The sequence below is a fragment of the Thalassotalea sp. Sam97 genome, assembly GCF_041379765.1.
Classification (GTDB): domain Bacteria; phylum Pseudomonadota; class Gammaproteobacteria; order Enterobacterales; family Alteromonadaceae; genus Thalassotalea_A; species Thalassotalea_A maritima.
Window position 1 is genome coordinate 598,173 of record NZ_CP166919.1, and the last position, 13,945, is coordinate 612,117.

Annotated in this window: 13 protein-coding genes; 4 read left to right on the plus strand and 9 right to left on the minus strand. The window is 43.3% G+C overall.

Features of this window, described 5'->3' with window-relative positions; all coding sequences use genetic code 11:
* Nucleotides 1-28: 28 nt before the first annotated feature.
* Nucleotides 29-3,949: a phosphoribosylformylglycinamidine synthase gene (gene purL / locus ACAX20_RS02590; protein ID WP_371188345.1), complete on the minus strand. Its 3,921-nt coding sequence runs from the start codon at nt 3,947-3,949 to the stop codon at nt 29-31.
* A 254-nt stretch (nt 3,950-4,203) separates the two neighbouring features.
* On the opposite strand from purL, the gene mltF reads away from it, so the two are divergent.
* Nucleotides 4,204-5,676 carry a membrane-bound lytic murein transglycosylase MltF gene (mltF, locus tag ACAX20_RS02595; protein ID WP_371188346.1) on the plus strand — a complete coding sequence of 491 codons (1,473 nt, stop codon included), beginning with the start codon at nt 4,204-4,206 and terminating at the stop codon, nt 5,674-5,676.
* A 94-nt stretch (nt 5,677-5,770) separates the two neighbouring features.
* Nucleotides 5,771-5,908 (plus strand): hypothetical protein, encoded by a 138-nt coding sequence (locus ACAX20_RS02600; RefSeq protein ID WP_371188347.1) that lies wholly within the window; start codon nt 5,771-5,773, stop codon nt 5,906-5,908.
* A 46-nt stretch (nt 5,909-5,954) separates the two neighbouring features.
* Here ACAX20_RS02600 and tadA read toward each other — a convergent pair whose 3' ends face one another.
* Nucleotides 5,955-6,497 carry a tRNA adenosine(34) deaminase TadA gene (gene tadA / locus ACAX20_RS02605; protein ID WP_371188348.1) on the minus strand — a complete coding sequence of 181 codons (543 nt, stop codon included), beginning with the start codon at nt 6,495-6,497 and terminating at the stop codon, nt 5,955-5,957.
* 178 nt (nt 6,498-6,675) lie between these two features.
* On the opposite strand from tadA, the gene ACAX20_RS02610 reads away from it, so the two are divergent.
* Nucleotides 6,676-6,900: a hypothetical protein gene (locus tag ACAX20_RS02610; RefSeq protein WP_371188350.1), complete on the plus strand. Its 225-nt coding sequence runs from the start codon at nt 6,676-6,678 to the stop codon at nt 6,898-6,900.
* Nucleotides 6,901-6,933: 33 nt separating this feature from the next.
* Here the strand turns inward: ACAX20_RS02610 and ACAX20_RS02615 are convergent, their stop codons facing one another.
* The 7 genes from ACAX20_RS02615 to ACAX20_RS02645 form a co-directional block, all read right to left on the minus strand.
* Nucleotides 6,934-7,899, minus strand: coding sequence for an alpha/beta hydrolase (locus ACAX20_RS02615; protein ID WP_371188352.1), 966 nt, complete (start codon nt 7,897-7,899; stop codon nt 6,934-6,936).
* Nucleotides 7,900-8,358: 459 nt separating this feature from the next.
* Nucleotides 8,359-9,507, minus strand: a complete 1,149-nt coding sequence (gene hemW / locus ACAX20_RS02620; protein ID WP_371188354.1) for a radical SAM family heme chaperone HemW — start codon at nt 9,505-9,507, stop codon at nt 8,359-8,361.
* A gap of 13 nt (nt 9,508-9,520) precedes the next feature.
* Complete coding sequence (locus ACAX20_RS02625; RefSeq protein ID WP_371188356.1) at nt 9,521-10,111, minus strand: XTP/dITP diphosphatase; 591 nt, start codon at nt 10,109-10,111, stop codon at nt 9,521-9,523.
* Nucleotides 10,112-10,194: 83 nt separating this feature from the next.
* Nucleotides 10,195-10,638 carry a DUF4426 domain-containing protein gene (locus ACAX20_RS02630; protein WP_371188357.1) on the minus strand — a complete coding sequence of 148 codons (444 nt, stop codon included), beginning with the start codon at nt 10,636-10,638 and terminating at the stop codon, nt 10,195-10,197.
* A 37-nt stretch (nt 10,639-10,675) separates the two neighbouring features.
* Entirely contained in the window at nt 10,676-11,224 is a 549-nt protein-coding gene (locus ACAX20_RS02635; RefSeq protein WP_371188359.1) for a YggT family protein, read from the minus strand.
* Nucleotides 11,225-11,345: 121 nt separating this feature from the next.
* Nucleotides 11,346-12,164 (minus strand): pyrroline-5-carboxylate reductase, encoded by an 819-nt coding sequence (proC, locus tag ACAX20_RS02640; RefSeq protein ID WP_371188361.1) that lies wholly within the window; start codon nt 12,162-12,164, stop codon nt 11,346-11,348.
* A complete protein-coding gene (locus ACAX20_RS02645) occupies nt 12,164-12,844 on the minus strand; it encodes a YggS family pyridoxal phosphate-dependent enzyme (RefSeq protein WP_371188363.1) in 681 nt (226 codons plus the stop codon). The genes proC and ACAX20_RS02645 overlap by 1 nt, the downstream gene beginning before the upstream one ends.
* A 38-nt stretch (nt 12,845-12,882) precedes the next feature.
* On the opposite strand from ACAX20_RS02645, the gene ACAX20_RS02650 reads away from it, so the two are divergent.
* Nucleotides 12,883-13,926: a type IV pilus twitching motility protein PilT gene (locus ACAX20_RS02650; RefSeq protein WP_371188365.1), complete on the plus strand. Its 1,044-nt coding sequence runs from the start codon at nt 12,883-12,885 to the stop codon at nt 13,924-13,926.
* The last annotated feature ends 19 nt before the right edge of the window (nt 13,927-13,945 follow it).

Consider the following 13,945-nt stretch of genomic DNA (forward strand, 5'->3'; position numbering starts at 1 on the left):
CGCTTTTTTAGTATCTAGTAGTTAGTGATTACCCAACAAACTTACGGGCGTTGCGGAACATGCGTACCCACGGTGAGTCTTCTAACCACTCGTCTGGGTGCCATGAGTTAGCAACCGTTCTAAATACTCGCTCAGGGTGCGGCATCATAATGGTTACACGGCCATCGGTAGTTGTTAGAGAGGTAATACCGTCAGGTGAACCGTTAGGGTTCGCAGGGTATGTCTCAGTTACATCACCGTAGTTGTTTACGTAACGCATTGATACAGTGCCCGAGTTATTTGCAACGCCAATCGCGTCTTCTGAAGCGAACTCAGCACGACCTTCACCGTGAGATACAGCGATAGGCATACGTGAACCTTCCATACCTTTGAAGAAGATTGACGGCGACTCTTGGATCTCAACTAATGAGAAACGTGCTTCAAAACGCTCTGAACGGTTTTGTACAAAGTGTGGCCAGTGGTCACTACCTGGGATGATTTCTTTTAAGTTAGAAAGCATCTGACAACCGTTACATACACCTAATGAGAAGGTGTCTTCGCGGTGGAAGAAGGTCTTGAACATTTCACGCGCTTGGTCGTTGAACAAGATTGATTTCGCCCAACCTTCACCAGCACCTAGTACGTCACCGTAAGAGAAGCCACCACAAGCAACTAAGCCTTTGAAATTGGCAAGATCTACACGGCCACCTAGGATGTCTGACATGTGAACGTCAACAGTGATAAAGCCAGCACGGTCGAAAGCTGCTGCCATTTCAACGTGTGAGTTAACACCTTGCTCACGTAAGATAGCAACTTTCGGGTTGCTTTCTTCGGTTGCGTCTTTCGCGATTAAGTCAGCAACGATGTCTTCGTTGATGTCGAAGGTTAAGTGCGCGTTTAGACCTGGATCTTCGGTATCGAACTTCTGTGCGTGCTCTTGTTCTGCACACTCTGGGTTGTCACGCATTGACTGCATCTTGAAGGTCGTTTCTGCCCAAACGGTACGGTAGTAAGTACGGGTGTTAGCTAGTACTTCTTCACCGTCACGAGTAAAGCGGATAACGTCTTCGTTGTTGATGCGACCAATATCAGTGAAACATTCCATTAAGCCGTATTGCTCAATGATTGCGTGAACTGCGTCAACGTCGTCTTCACGGATTTGGATTACCGCACCAAGCTCTTCGTTAAATAGTACGCTTAGGTTGTCACCAGCAAGCTTGCTGATATCAATATCAACACCCGTGTGACCAGCAAACGCCATTTCAGCTACGGTTGTGAATAAACCACCGTCTGAACGGTCATGGTACGCTATTAGTTTTTCATCACGTACTAAGTGTTGAATTAAGTTGAAGAAGTTCTTTAAGTCTTCCGCGTTATCAACGTCTGGTGTCTCAGTACCTAATTGCTTGTAAACCTGAGCGATACATGAACCACCTAAACGGTTCTTACCTTTTGAAAGGTCAATCGCAACAATGCGAGAATCGCCTTTGTCAGTGCGAAGCTCTGGGGTAACGGTTTTACGGATATCTTCAACACGACCGAAAGCAGTAATAACCAATGATAATGGTGCAGTAACAGCTTTTTCTTCGCCGTTCTCTTCCCACTGAGTTTTCATACTCATTGAGTCTTTACCAACAGGAATGGTTAGGCCAAGAGCTGGACATAATTCTTCACCAACGGCTTTAACCGCTTCGTAAAGACCTGCATCTTCACCTGGGTGACCCGCTGCTGCCATCCAGTTAGCAGAAAGCTTGATGTTGTTTAAATCACCAATATCGGCACTTGCGATGTTGGTTAATGACTCAGCTACTGCTAATCGTGCTGATGCACCGTAGTTAAGTAGTGCTACAGGTGTTCTTTCACCCATAGACATCGCTTCACCGTGGTATGAATCAAGCGCTGCTGCAGTAACAGCACAGTCGGCTACAGGAACTTGCCATGGGCCAACCATTTGGTCACGAGCAACCATACCAGTTACTGAACGGTCACCAATGGTGATAAGGAAGGTTTTTTCAGCGATGGTCGGTAGACGTAATAAACGGTCTGCCGCATCAGCTAAATCAACATCTGCTAGCTCAAGTTCTTTACCTGTTTCTGTGCGTGACTCAACATCACGGTGCATTTTCGGTGTTTTACCTAGTAATACGTTTAGTGGTAAATCAATTGGCTTAGCAAGTGACTCGTCATCAGCAAAGTGGCTGTCAGTTAGTGTTAAGTGCTCTTCTTCGGTTGCGTAACCTACTACCGCAAACGGTGCGCGCTCACGCTCACAGATTGCACGGAACTCTTCTACACGCTCTGGTGCTACCGCTAATACGTAACGTTCTTGTGATTCGTTACACCAAATTTCTAGTGGTGACATGCTACGCTCGTCGTTTGGTACGTTGCGAAGTTCAAAGTTACCACCACGGCCGCCGTCAGATACTAGCTCTGGGAATGCGTTTGATAGACCACCTGCACCCACATCGTGGATGAATAGAATTGGGTTATTTTCACCTTGTTGCCAACAACGGTCGATAACTTCCTGACAACGACGCTCCATTTCAGGGTTATCACGTTGTACCGAAGCAAAGTCTAGATCTTCGTCTGATTGACCTGATGCCATTGAAGACGCAGCACCGCCACCAAGACCGATGTTCATTGCTGGGCCACCTAGGGCGATAAGCGCTGCACCAACAACAATTTCACCTTTTTCAACGTGCTCGCTACGGATGTTACCTAAACCACCTGCGATCATGATTGGCTTGTGGTAACCACGTACTTCTTCACCGTTGAACGAGTTTACGTTTTCTTCGTAAGTACGGAAGTAACCTAAAATGTTTGGACGACCAAATTCGTTGTTAAACGCTGCGCCACCTAGTGGGCCTTCCATCATAATGTCTAATGCATTAACGATACGGCTTGGCTTACCAAAGTCGGTTTCCCACGGTTGTTCAAAACCAGGAATACGTAGGTTAGATACAGAGAAACCAACCAAACCTGCTTTTGGTTTAGAACCAATACCGGTTGCACCTTCGTCACGAATTTCACCACCAGAGCCTGTTGCCGCACCTGGGAATGGTGAAATGGCCGTAGGGTGGTTATGAGTTTCAACTTTCATAAGAATGTTGATGTCTTCAACGTTGTAGGCGTACTCGTTAGTTTCTGGATCTGGGAAGAAACGACCAGCTTCTGAACCAACCATTACTGCAGCGTTATCTTTGTAAGCGCTTAGTACGTTATCTGGGTTGGTTTCGTAGGTGTTTTTGATCATTTTGAACAGCGATTTAGGCTGCTCTTGACCGTCGATAGTCCAATCGGCGTTAAAGATCTTGTGACGACAGTGCTCTGAGTTTGCTTGCGCGAACATGTAAAGTTCGATGTCGTTAGGGTTACGACCAAGCTCAGTGAAGTTCTCTACTAAGTAGTCAATCTCGTCTTCAGCAAGAGCTAAGCCTAACTCGATGTTGGCTTTAACAAGTGCGTCACGACCACCAGTTAAAATATCAACTGATTTTAATTTACCCGGTTCTGCTGTGGCAAATAGTACGTGTGCATCGCTGCTATCAGTAAAGATGGTTTCCATCATACGGTCGTGAATTAGCGAGGCAAGATCAGCGCTTTGTTGTTCTGTAAGTTCTGCTGATGTTGTTACGTAGTACGCAAGGCCACGTTCAAGACGGATGATTTTATCAAGGCCACAGTTGTGGGCAATGTCGGTCGCTTTAGAAGACCAAGGTGAGATAGTGCCTGGGCGAGGGGTTACAAGGAGTAAAGTACCTTGTGGTTCGTGCTCTTCAATTTTTGGGCCGTAGGTTAATAGCTTTGCTAGCTTGCTTAACTCGTCAGCTGAAAGCTCGGCGCTTTGATGACTGAAGTGCATGAACTCGGCGTAGATATCTGTCACCGGTAGGTTCAGTTGCTCGCACTGTTTTTTAAGCTTATTAATTCTGAAATCAGAAAGCGCAGGAGCGCCACGTAAGATTTCCATAGTTTCTCTCACCTAAGTTTTATTAATGAATATCGATTCCACTGCTTATACTTATATAGGCAGTGGAATTGATACTCATATCGATATTTATTGCTTTAGTTAGCGCGTTATTATTATTGGGCGATCGCGATGCTGTTTTTTCGCGCGCATTATAAAAGAAAACCGCGCAATTAGTAAGAGGGAAAGCCTTTGAATACGGTTAATTTAAAAAAAAGCTGTAAAATTTTTTCAAATGACATCACAATGACTTTGTTATGGATACGATTAATACGAAACGCAACATCAGAAATGCCTTAATTTTCAGCTTTTTGCTTTTGTCAGCGCTACTGCTTGGCAGTTGTGAGCGTGAGCAAACCGATGCTGGCTTAGCGGCAATTATTGAGCGCGGTGAATTACGCGTTGGCACCTTATATGGTCCTCACAATTATATTGCGGGTGCTGATAGATCAACAGGATTTGAATATGAGCTCGCTAAAGCCTATGCAGACTATCTAGGTGTTAAGCTAACGGTTGTGCCCACATACTCTCTTATTGAACTCTTTAATTTACTCGAAACTGAGCAAGCCGACTTTCTCGCCGCCGGTTTGTCGGTTACAGAAGAGCGTTTAAAAAAATATCGCTTTAGTCCAAGTTACGCCAAAGTCAGTCAAAAATTGGTATTTAAACAGGGCAAAACGTGGCCTCGTAAGCTGGAAAATTTAAAAGGTGACTTGCGTGTTGTGCGCTATTCAAGTCACGATGAAAACCTCACAAAGCTAAAAGAAACTCACCCTAACTTAACTTGGGACGCAACTGATGAATACGATGCTGATGAGTTATTACAACAGGTACTAGACGAGGAAATCGATTTCACGGTAGCAGATTCTAACGCACTGGCGTTAAATCGCCGCATGTATCCTGAGTTGGCGGTAGCATTGACACTGCAAGAGGAAAAACCCATTGCTTGGATGCTCAATAAGAACGCCGATGATACCCTGTTGGCCTCATTGATCGAGTTTTTTGGTGAAGCTATCCATGACGGTACAGTATACAAAATCGAAGACAAATATTATGGTCATGTTAGGGAGTTTGATTATGTCGATAACCGTGCATTTATTCGTGCGATAGAATCTAAACTTCCTAAATATGAAGCCATGTTTAAACGCTACAGCGGTGAATTAGACTGGCGTTTTATTGCCGCGGTTGCTTATCAAGAATCCCATTGGGAGCCACTGGCTCGCTCTTATACCGGGGTGCGTGGCATGATGATGTTAACCATGCCAACAGCAAAAGAAATGGGGGTTACCGTTCGTACCGATCCCGAACAAAGTATTCGGGGTGGTTCGAAGTATTTAGCGTCACTTATCGAGCGTATTCCTGAACGAATTCAAGAGCCCGATAGAATTTGGTTTGCCTTGGCGTCATACAATGTTGGTTTAGGGCATGTTAATGATGCACGTAAATTAACAGAGCAACAAGGTGGTGATCCTGACCGCTGGTTGGATGTAAAACAGCGCTTGCCATTGCTAAAACAACGTAAATATTATAAACAAACTAAATACGGTTATGCCCGTGGTGATGAGGCGTCCAAATATGTCGAGAATATTCGCGCTTATTACGACACCTTAGTGTTTATGGAAAACCAAAAAAATAGCCGTCCTGAAGGTGAAGAAAAAAATAATTTAATACCACAGCCTAAAGGAAGCGAAGAAACCGAAGAAGCAGAGGAAGCCGTACCTGCAAACTAATTGTGTATGGCCACCCTTGCTTAGTTGAATTTGATGGGGAGCTGTCATCATAGTGTCATCTTGAATAGATACACTGCATGACAAGGAGAACACAATGAAATTAAAAATGAGAAAGCGCAGTGTTACGTCGAATGCGCGACGTCGCTTAACCAAAACTCAGCAACGCAAAATCAATGGTCGTTATCGTCTTTATTTTCGCGCGGAATTGGCGGTAAAAGACGACGACCAGTAACCCATATTACGCGACACTAGCCGCATAGATGTGCGCAGTGATTGCTTTACTTGTTATTATTCACCTGTTCGAGCGCCTGCTGTGCTCGTAACGCTTTCTTTTTGGCTTTTTTTTCTGCTCTGCGACGTTTAAAGAAGTTCGACAATTTATCTGCGCATTGTTGCTCTAATATACCTTGCTCTATGTCTACCTGATGGTTGAGTTGTTGATGTTGAGCCAAATTAAAAATACTGCCACAGGCGCCGGTTTTTAAGTCTTTGGCACCAAACACCACGCGCTTTATGCGGCTGTGCACTAATAACCCCGCACACATCGGGCAAGGCTCTAAGGTGACGTACAAGGTGCAGTCGAGCATGCGATAATTTTCAATCACTTTACCAGCAGCACGCAAGGCGATCATTTCAGCATGTGCAGATGGATCATGGCTAGTTATCGATTGATTAAAACCTTTGGCGATGATTTTGTCATCGCAAACGACAACCGCGCCAACGGGGATCTCACCTATTTGCTCTGCTTTATCAGCTTGCAATAATGCTTGCGCCATAAAGTATTGATCGGTGCTTAGGTTTGCTTGTTGTATTTCGCTCATGATTGGTCAATTTACATAAAAGTTAGTGTGCTTTCGCGCTGTGAATACCTGGCAATTATATAAGTCTCTGATAAAAATATACATTTATTATGGCTTAATATTTGCTACTTTTTAGTAAGTAATAACCAATTAGATATTTGTTGGCATACCGTTATAGCAAAGGTCGTGGAGGGATAAGGTGCATATATTTGAATTTATTATTTTCGTTGTCATTATTGTCAGTGTATTTAAATTTTTGAAGCAATATTTAAATACACAAAACTCGAATCAACAAGAACAAACATCGCAAGCGAACAATGAGTTGACGCAAGAAATCGAACAGCTTAAAGAACGTGTCGCGACCTTGGAAAAAATTGTTACCGACAAAGCCTATAACTTAAAGCGAGAAATTGACGATTTGTAATATCACTGGGTAACCGGCGCCAATCTCACCAGGCTATTTTTTTAATATGTAACTACGTTGTGCAGGTTGCACTCTACCACTACTTATCGCTTGGACCATGTGCGCTATGATGGGGCTGACGTCTCCTGCAGTGTTATCTAAAAAGTAATGATGACCTTTTACATCAAACTGTTGATTAAACTCATCACAGTCTACTTCGTACACGGATTTAGGTAATTGCAACATATCTTCTGGCCCCGTCATTCCCATGCGTCTAGACAGCGTTTTATTCCGTAAATTAGCCAGTTTTGATGCTGGCATTGCTAAGTCATCGCTGGCGTAATAAACAACGACATTGCGACTGGCATCGACAATGTAGCGACCGTTTTGGTGTTTTTCTAGCGCTTGGTTTTCTATATCGGCGGCGATCATAAAGGTATTACGAAACAGCATAGGCATGTTGCCAGATGAATATTTTATTGCCCAGTCATGTAAGGCATTTTGTAATACCCGGTTACCCATTGAGTGAGCAACGATATTTATACGTCGTAAGCAAGGTAATTCAAGTTGTGGTTTGTCGTGGCGCCAGTCATCAAATTTACCTATTAATCGTGAAAAAGCCGGGCCACTCGCATCGGCAGCATCTTGGTCGTCCCAGTAATCATCAATAAAGGCTAAGGGATTGTCATCATCACATGGCCAGATAATGGGGATCACGCAGACTAAATTCTTACTTTGCTGGTTGATAAGCCGCTCTAATTTACGGGCACTATTGAATATCTCAGGTTCCATATTGTTATTAAAACCATGGATATAAAATAGTAACTGGGTTTGTTTGGGAAGGTCTTTTAAACGTTGGAAAAACGCTGGGCTCATAATCTCAGTATATTTGCCGTCGCCTGTACGCTCACAAAAATACAAAAACTGTGATACAGCGGTGTTGTTGTAATCGAAATTAATGTTACGGCCTTTGCGAGAGCGCGCAGACTGTTTGGGTGTTCTATTGGTAATAAATAGCATGCCAAGCTCCCTTTCCGTGCAATTGTTATTATTCGTGTCTTATTCATTTTCAGCTTAGCGCATAAAGCTTAAAAAACAATGCCTGAAACGATAGATAATACAATGGGTTATGGTAGGAAGAGAGAGGGCGAGAAGTTGACAGGTTATCGTTTGTATAAATGGCGCTTTTGTTTGAAACAAAAGCGCCATTTATACCAATCACATTAAGTTATTGCTCGCTCAGTGAGAATTTAAAGGCTTTTAGGCAAGGCTTTGATTGCAGAGAATGGTTATTCCATCGTCCAAATCAGTTACGCAACATAAAAGCCTTTAAAACTCACCCGTAGGGCGTTTACCAGAGGCCCACTTACGGCCCTATATTTCATTAATATAGAATGACTATTTCAATGAAATCTATGTTGTAACTGAACCTCTGCCCTAGCTCTGAGTTGGGCACAAACTTAGTGTAATTGGTATTAGTTATAAGAACATTTCCAGTAGGTCATTAAGGTAGCGTTTACCTAACGCTGATACTTGCCACTGGTTTTGCTCATAGCTAAGTAGCTGTTTATTGACGGCTTGTTGCAGCGCTGGCTCTATTTTGCCAATGCTAAGGCCAGTGTTTTGTTCAAAGTCTTGAGCAGTAAATGGCGTAAATAGACGTAATCGATTCATCATGTATTCAAACGGGCGCTCTGCATCAGCTACTTGATGAATATGATCAAGGTATTCTCGCTCATCATCCATATAACCTTTTGGATGTTTCACCTTTACGGTGCGAGTTATTGTATTGGTACTGGCATCGGTTATTTTGCCGTGGGCACCGCAACCGATGCCTAAGTAGTCACCATTTTGCCAGTAGTTTAAGTTATGTCGGCAGCGTACGTTCGGTGCTTTGCTATAGGCTGATACTTCGTATTGTTGATAACCATGTTCTGCTAATAGTTCTAAACCTTGCTCTTGGATCTGCCAAAGTACATCATCATCAGGTAACGTTGGTGGTTTAGAGTAAAATGATGTGTTCGGCTCTATGGTGAGTTGATACCACGACAAATGATCTGGCTCTAAGGCAATGGCTTGTTTTAAGTCGTCTAAAGCGCCTTCAATACTTTGCTGCTCAAGGCCGTGCATTAAATCCAGGTTAAAGCTTTTTACGCCACATTTTTTGGCAATTTCAGCCGCACGAATCGCTTGCTGGTTGTCATGAATTCGGCCGAGCTTTATTAACTTGTCTGATTCAAAGCTTTGTACACCAATAGATAAGCGGTTAACCCCAGCATTAGCAAAGCCTTTAAACTTGTCGGCTTCAACGGTACCAGGGTTTGCTTCCATGGTGACTTCCATATCGTCAACACAAGGTGCAAAGCGCTGTTTAACACCGGTTAATAGCGTACTAATAGCTTCAGCCGATAACAAACTAGGTGTGCCACCACCAATGAAAATCGAATATAGTGGGCGGTTAATCGAAAAGCGTTCGATATCCTGGTCGAGATCATTTAACAAATGTTGAATATAAGCTTGCTCGTCAATGTCATTTTTTAAGGTATGTGAATTGAAGTCACAATAGGGACATTTTTGTACACACCATGGGACATGGATATAGAGCGACAATGGCGGATTTTTTAGCACGTTGTCTTCCCGATTAGGCTTGTAATGCTTGCACAAGTTTTGCTAAAGCTTTACCACGATGGCTTAAGCTATTTTTGATGTCGCGCGATAATTGCGCCGACGTTTGCTGGTACTGTTCAACCCAAAACAGTGGATCGTAGCCGAAGCCTTGTTCACCATGTTTTTCGTTAGTGATGCTACCCTCCCAAGTACCTTGGCAAATAATCGGTGTAGGGTCATCAGCATGGCGCATATACACTAATACACATTGAAAGCGAGCTGTGCGTTGGGCGTTTGCGACACCTTCTAATTCGCTCAGTAATTTGGCGTTGTTTTTGTCATCATTACCCGCATCACCAGCAAAACGCGAAGAGTAAATCCCCGGAGCACCATTTAAGTAATCTACCTCTAAACCAGAGTCATCAGCTATCGCCGGTAAGCCAGTAATTTTTGCTGCATGACGCGCTTTGATAATCGCGTTTTCAACAAAGGTAGTACCCGTTTCAGGTACATCAGGGACGTTAAACTCACTTTGTGGTACAACTTCAATGTGTTGCTCAGCAAGCAATGTTTGGAGTTCTTTTACTTTACCAAGGTTACCTGTGGCAAGGACGATTTTTTTCATGGTGTTCACTTTGCGGTATGTTTAACTTGAAAAAAAAGTGCGATAAACGCACTTTTTTACGGCGATATATTGGCGACAGTTAATCACTGCTCAACATAAAATTTCTGGGTGAATTTTAATGTGTGCTGGGTGCCGTTGTCATTAATTAAAATATCAAATTTGTAGGTTTCATCATTTGGGTAGTCGACAATGGCAATATAATAAATGGCTTTGCCTTCTTTGATTTGTTGAAACTCTAACGGCATTTGCTGACCTACAAGGTTGGTCGCTGTCCCTGAAATACCGACTGCTTTGGCTGGGTTGCCTTGTTGGCTCGTATCTAATACCGAGATATTAACAAAACCTTTGTAGCGACTACGTTCAATGCCATAGCTGGTAGCAATATCAGGCTGTAAAAAAGAGGTCGACAGGCCAATGTAGTGTACTTCTAAATCGCCCAATTTTTGCATGTTTTCTGCATGAGCAGGGGAGATTGCCAACAACATCAATAATGCCATTAAGAGTGGCTTTAGTGTTGCATTTAACATAACGGTAGCTCCTGTTATCGTGTTTGCTAAGTATAGCTTATACCATGAACCAATACGGAATATTGGCGCTCAATAGGGCGTTTAGCATCGATAAACCAAGGAAAACGACAACCACCGATAAATCTAAACCACCTAAATCAGGCATTATTTTGCGAATAGGACGCAAAAATGGCTCGGTTAATTGGTGGAAAATCATTTGAATTGGTGTTGGGTGTTGTACTACCCAGCTCATTAACGCCATGATCAGCATCACCATAAACAGCAAATAACCACTTTCTTTAATTAAAAACAGTAAGCTGATATAGGCAATAAAAGCGCCGTCTAACGGTTGCTCTTGCAAGCTCAGTAAAGCGACAAACTTTAATACGGCCACCAGATAAGCAACGACAATGGTCGCTACGTCAATACCTGCAAAGCCTGGAATAAAGCGACGAAACGGCACAACCACAGGGTTAGTGGCTTTTACCACAAATTGACTTAGTGGATTGTAAAAATCGGCGCGTACTGCTTGCATCCAAACACGTAAGATAAGCATCATAAAATACGCGTCGAAAACAAAGTTTATTAAAATGATTAATGCATCCATGTGCACTCCAGGCTACTGATTATTATGGTTATATCGTTGTTTATCGAATAAGCCGTGTAAATGCACAAACCATGCTTACGGCTTATTGGGTTATATTATGCCAGCATCGTAACCTTGCAGGCTAGTCATTACTTGCCGTCATTTCTTGAGCTCGGGCTTTACAGTTTTTCATGGCCTCACTGACTAAATCATCTAAGCCACCCTCTAACAGGGTTGTGACTGCTGCATGTGTGGTGCCACCCTTTGACGTGACATTAGCACGTAAGGTGTCAATATCTTCGTCGTTTTCGACAACCATGCGAGCCGCGCCCAAGGCAGTTTGTTGCACAAGTTGGCGAGCTGTTTGTTTATCAAAACCAAACGCCATCGCTTGTTTTTGCATCGCTTCCATAAATGCGAAAAAATATGCAGGCCCAGAGCCTGACACCGTAATTAGGTTATCAATCTCTTCTTCATTTTTAAGCCACAGGGTTTGCCCTACCGCTTTAAAAATTGAGTCAATAAACTCTATATCATCTGTGGTTGCATTATTGTTGGCTAACAAACCGGCCATGCCAACCCCCAGCTGCGATGGGGTGTTCGGCATACAGCGTACTATTTTGGCATCATCGCCGAGTACTCTTTGCATTTGCTCGATTGATACACCCGCTGCCACCGAGACAAAACACTTACCGCTGATATCGACATTGGCTTTAATGTCGGCACAGACGCTTTTAATCAGGTGGGGTTTTACACCTAAGATGATTACATCGGCAAAGCTTACCGCTTTGTGATTATCGCTATCTTCTAATACGCCATAGTCGTTAGCTAATGCTTGGCGTTTCTCTGGGCTTGGATTGGTGACCATAATGGATGACGAAGGAAAGTTGCCATTGATCATGCCAATTAATATGCAACGGTTCATGTTGCCTGCACCAATGAAGGCGACGTTTTTATTCATTATGTTCTGCTCCCAAAAATCGCGGTACCTATTCGTACCATGGTACTGCCGCAGGTAATGGCTTGTTCAATATCGCCACTCATACCCATCGACAAAGTATCTACAGTGGGATATTGGGACTTAAGCTGGTTAAACAAGGTTTGCATCGCCAAAAAACTGTCGCGGCTGTCACCTTTTTCGGGGATACACATTAAGCCACGTAAGGTAAGTTGCGGGCAATCGTTAACATATTGAGCTAACTCGGATATTTGTTGCGCAGTCACACCGGATTTGCTGTCTTCACCACTAATATTCACTTGTAAACACACCTGTAGCGGGGTAATGTTACTATCACGTTGATCGTTAAGGCGTTTTGCGATTTTAATGCGGTCGATAGTGTGTACCCAGTGGGCATGCTCGGCGACTAATCGTGATTTATTGCTTTGAATCGGGCCGATAAAATGCCAAACAATATCTTGATTCGCGAAGTTCTGTAAGGCACTGGCTTTTTCGGCTAGTTCTTGCACGTAGTTTTCGCCAAATTGACGTTGACCAGCTTGATACGCTTGTTTTATATCGTCAATAGGTTTGGTTTTACTTACAGCAAGCAGAGTGACGCTGTTTACATCGCGTTTCGCGCGCTGAGTGTATTGCTGTATCTGAGTGAGTGTGTTGCTTAGGTTATCGGCGATTAAGGTCATGTTTTTATTTTATAACAATTATAAATTTTAGGAATATTATGGATATTACCGAGCTTTTAGCATTTAGCGTTGAGCACAATGCTTCCGACTTACATCTTTCTACCGGTATGCCACCAGCTATTCGTGTCGATGGTGACGTACGTAAGATTAACATTCCGTCGCTCGAAGACAAAGACGTTAATGCTTTAGTCTACGATATCATGACAGATCGTCAACGTAAGGAATACGAAGAAAACCTTGAAGTGGACTTTTCATTTGAAGTACCAAACTTGGCACGCTTCAGGGTAAATGCTTTTAATCAAAACCGTGGTCCAGCAGCGGTATTCCGTACTATCCCTAGCACTATTTTATCAATGGAAGAGTTAGGCTGCCCTGATATTTTCCGTGATATTGCTGATAACCCTCGCGGCCTAGTGTTGGTTACCGGTCCAACGGGTTCTGGTAAATCAACAACGTTGGCCGCTATGGTCGATTATATTAACCAAAACAAACGTCATCACATCTTAACCATCGAAGATCCGATCGAATTTGTTCACGAAAACAAACAATGTTTGATTAACCAACGTGAAGTTCATCGCGATACGTTAAGCTTTAACGCAGCACTGCGCAGTGCGCTTCGTGAAGATCCGGATGTGATCTTAGTTGGTGAGATGCGTGACCTTGAAACGATTCGCCTAGCGATGACAGCGGCAGAAACCGGTCACTTAGTATTTGGTACTTTGCATACCACCTCGGCACCGAAAACCATTGACCGTATTGTCGATGTATTCCCAGGTGAAGAAAAAGATATGGTACGTTCAATGTTATCTGAGTCGTTAAAAGCGGTTATCTCGCAAACCTTATTAAAGAAAGTTGGCGGTGGTCGTGTGGCGGCGCATGAGATTATGATCGGCATTCCAGCAATTCGTAACCTGATCCGTGAAGATAAAATTGCGCAAATGTATTCAGCTATCCAAACCGGTATGTCACATGGTATGCAGACCATGGATCAGTGTTTACAAAATCTATTAAGCCGTGGCCTTATCACCCGTGAAAACGCAATGGCGAAAGCGGTTGATAAAAACCAGTTTAGAGTTTACTAAACGCTTGCGTTTAAAGAGG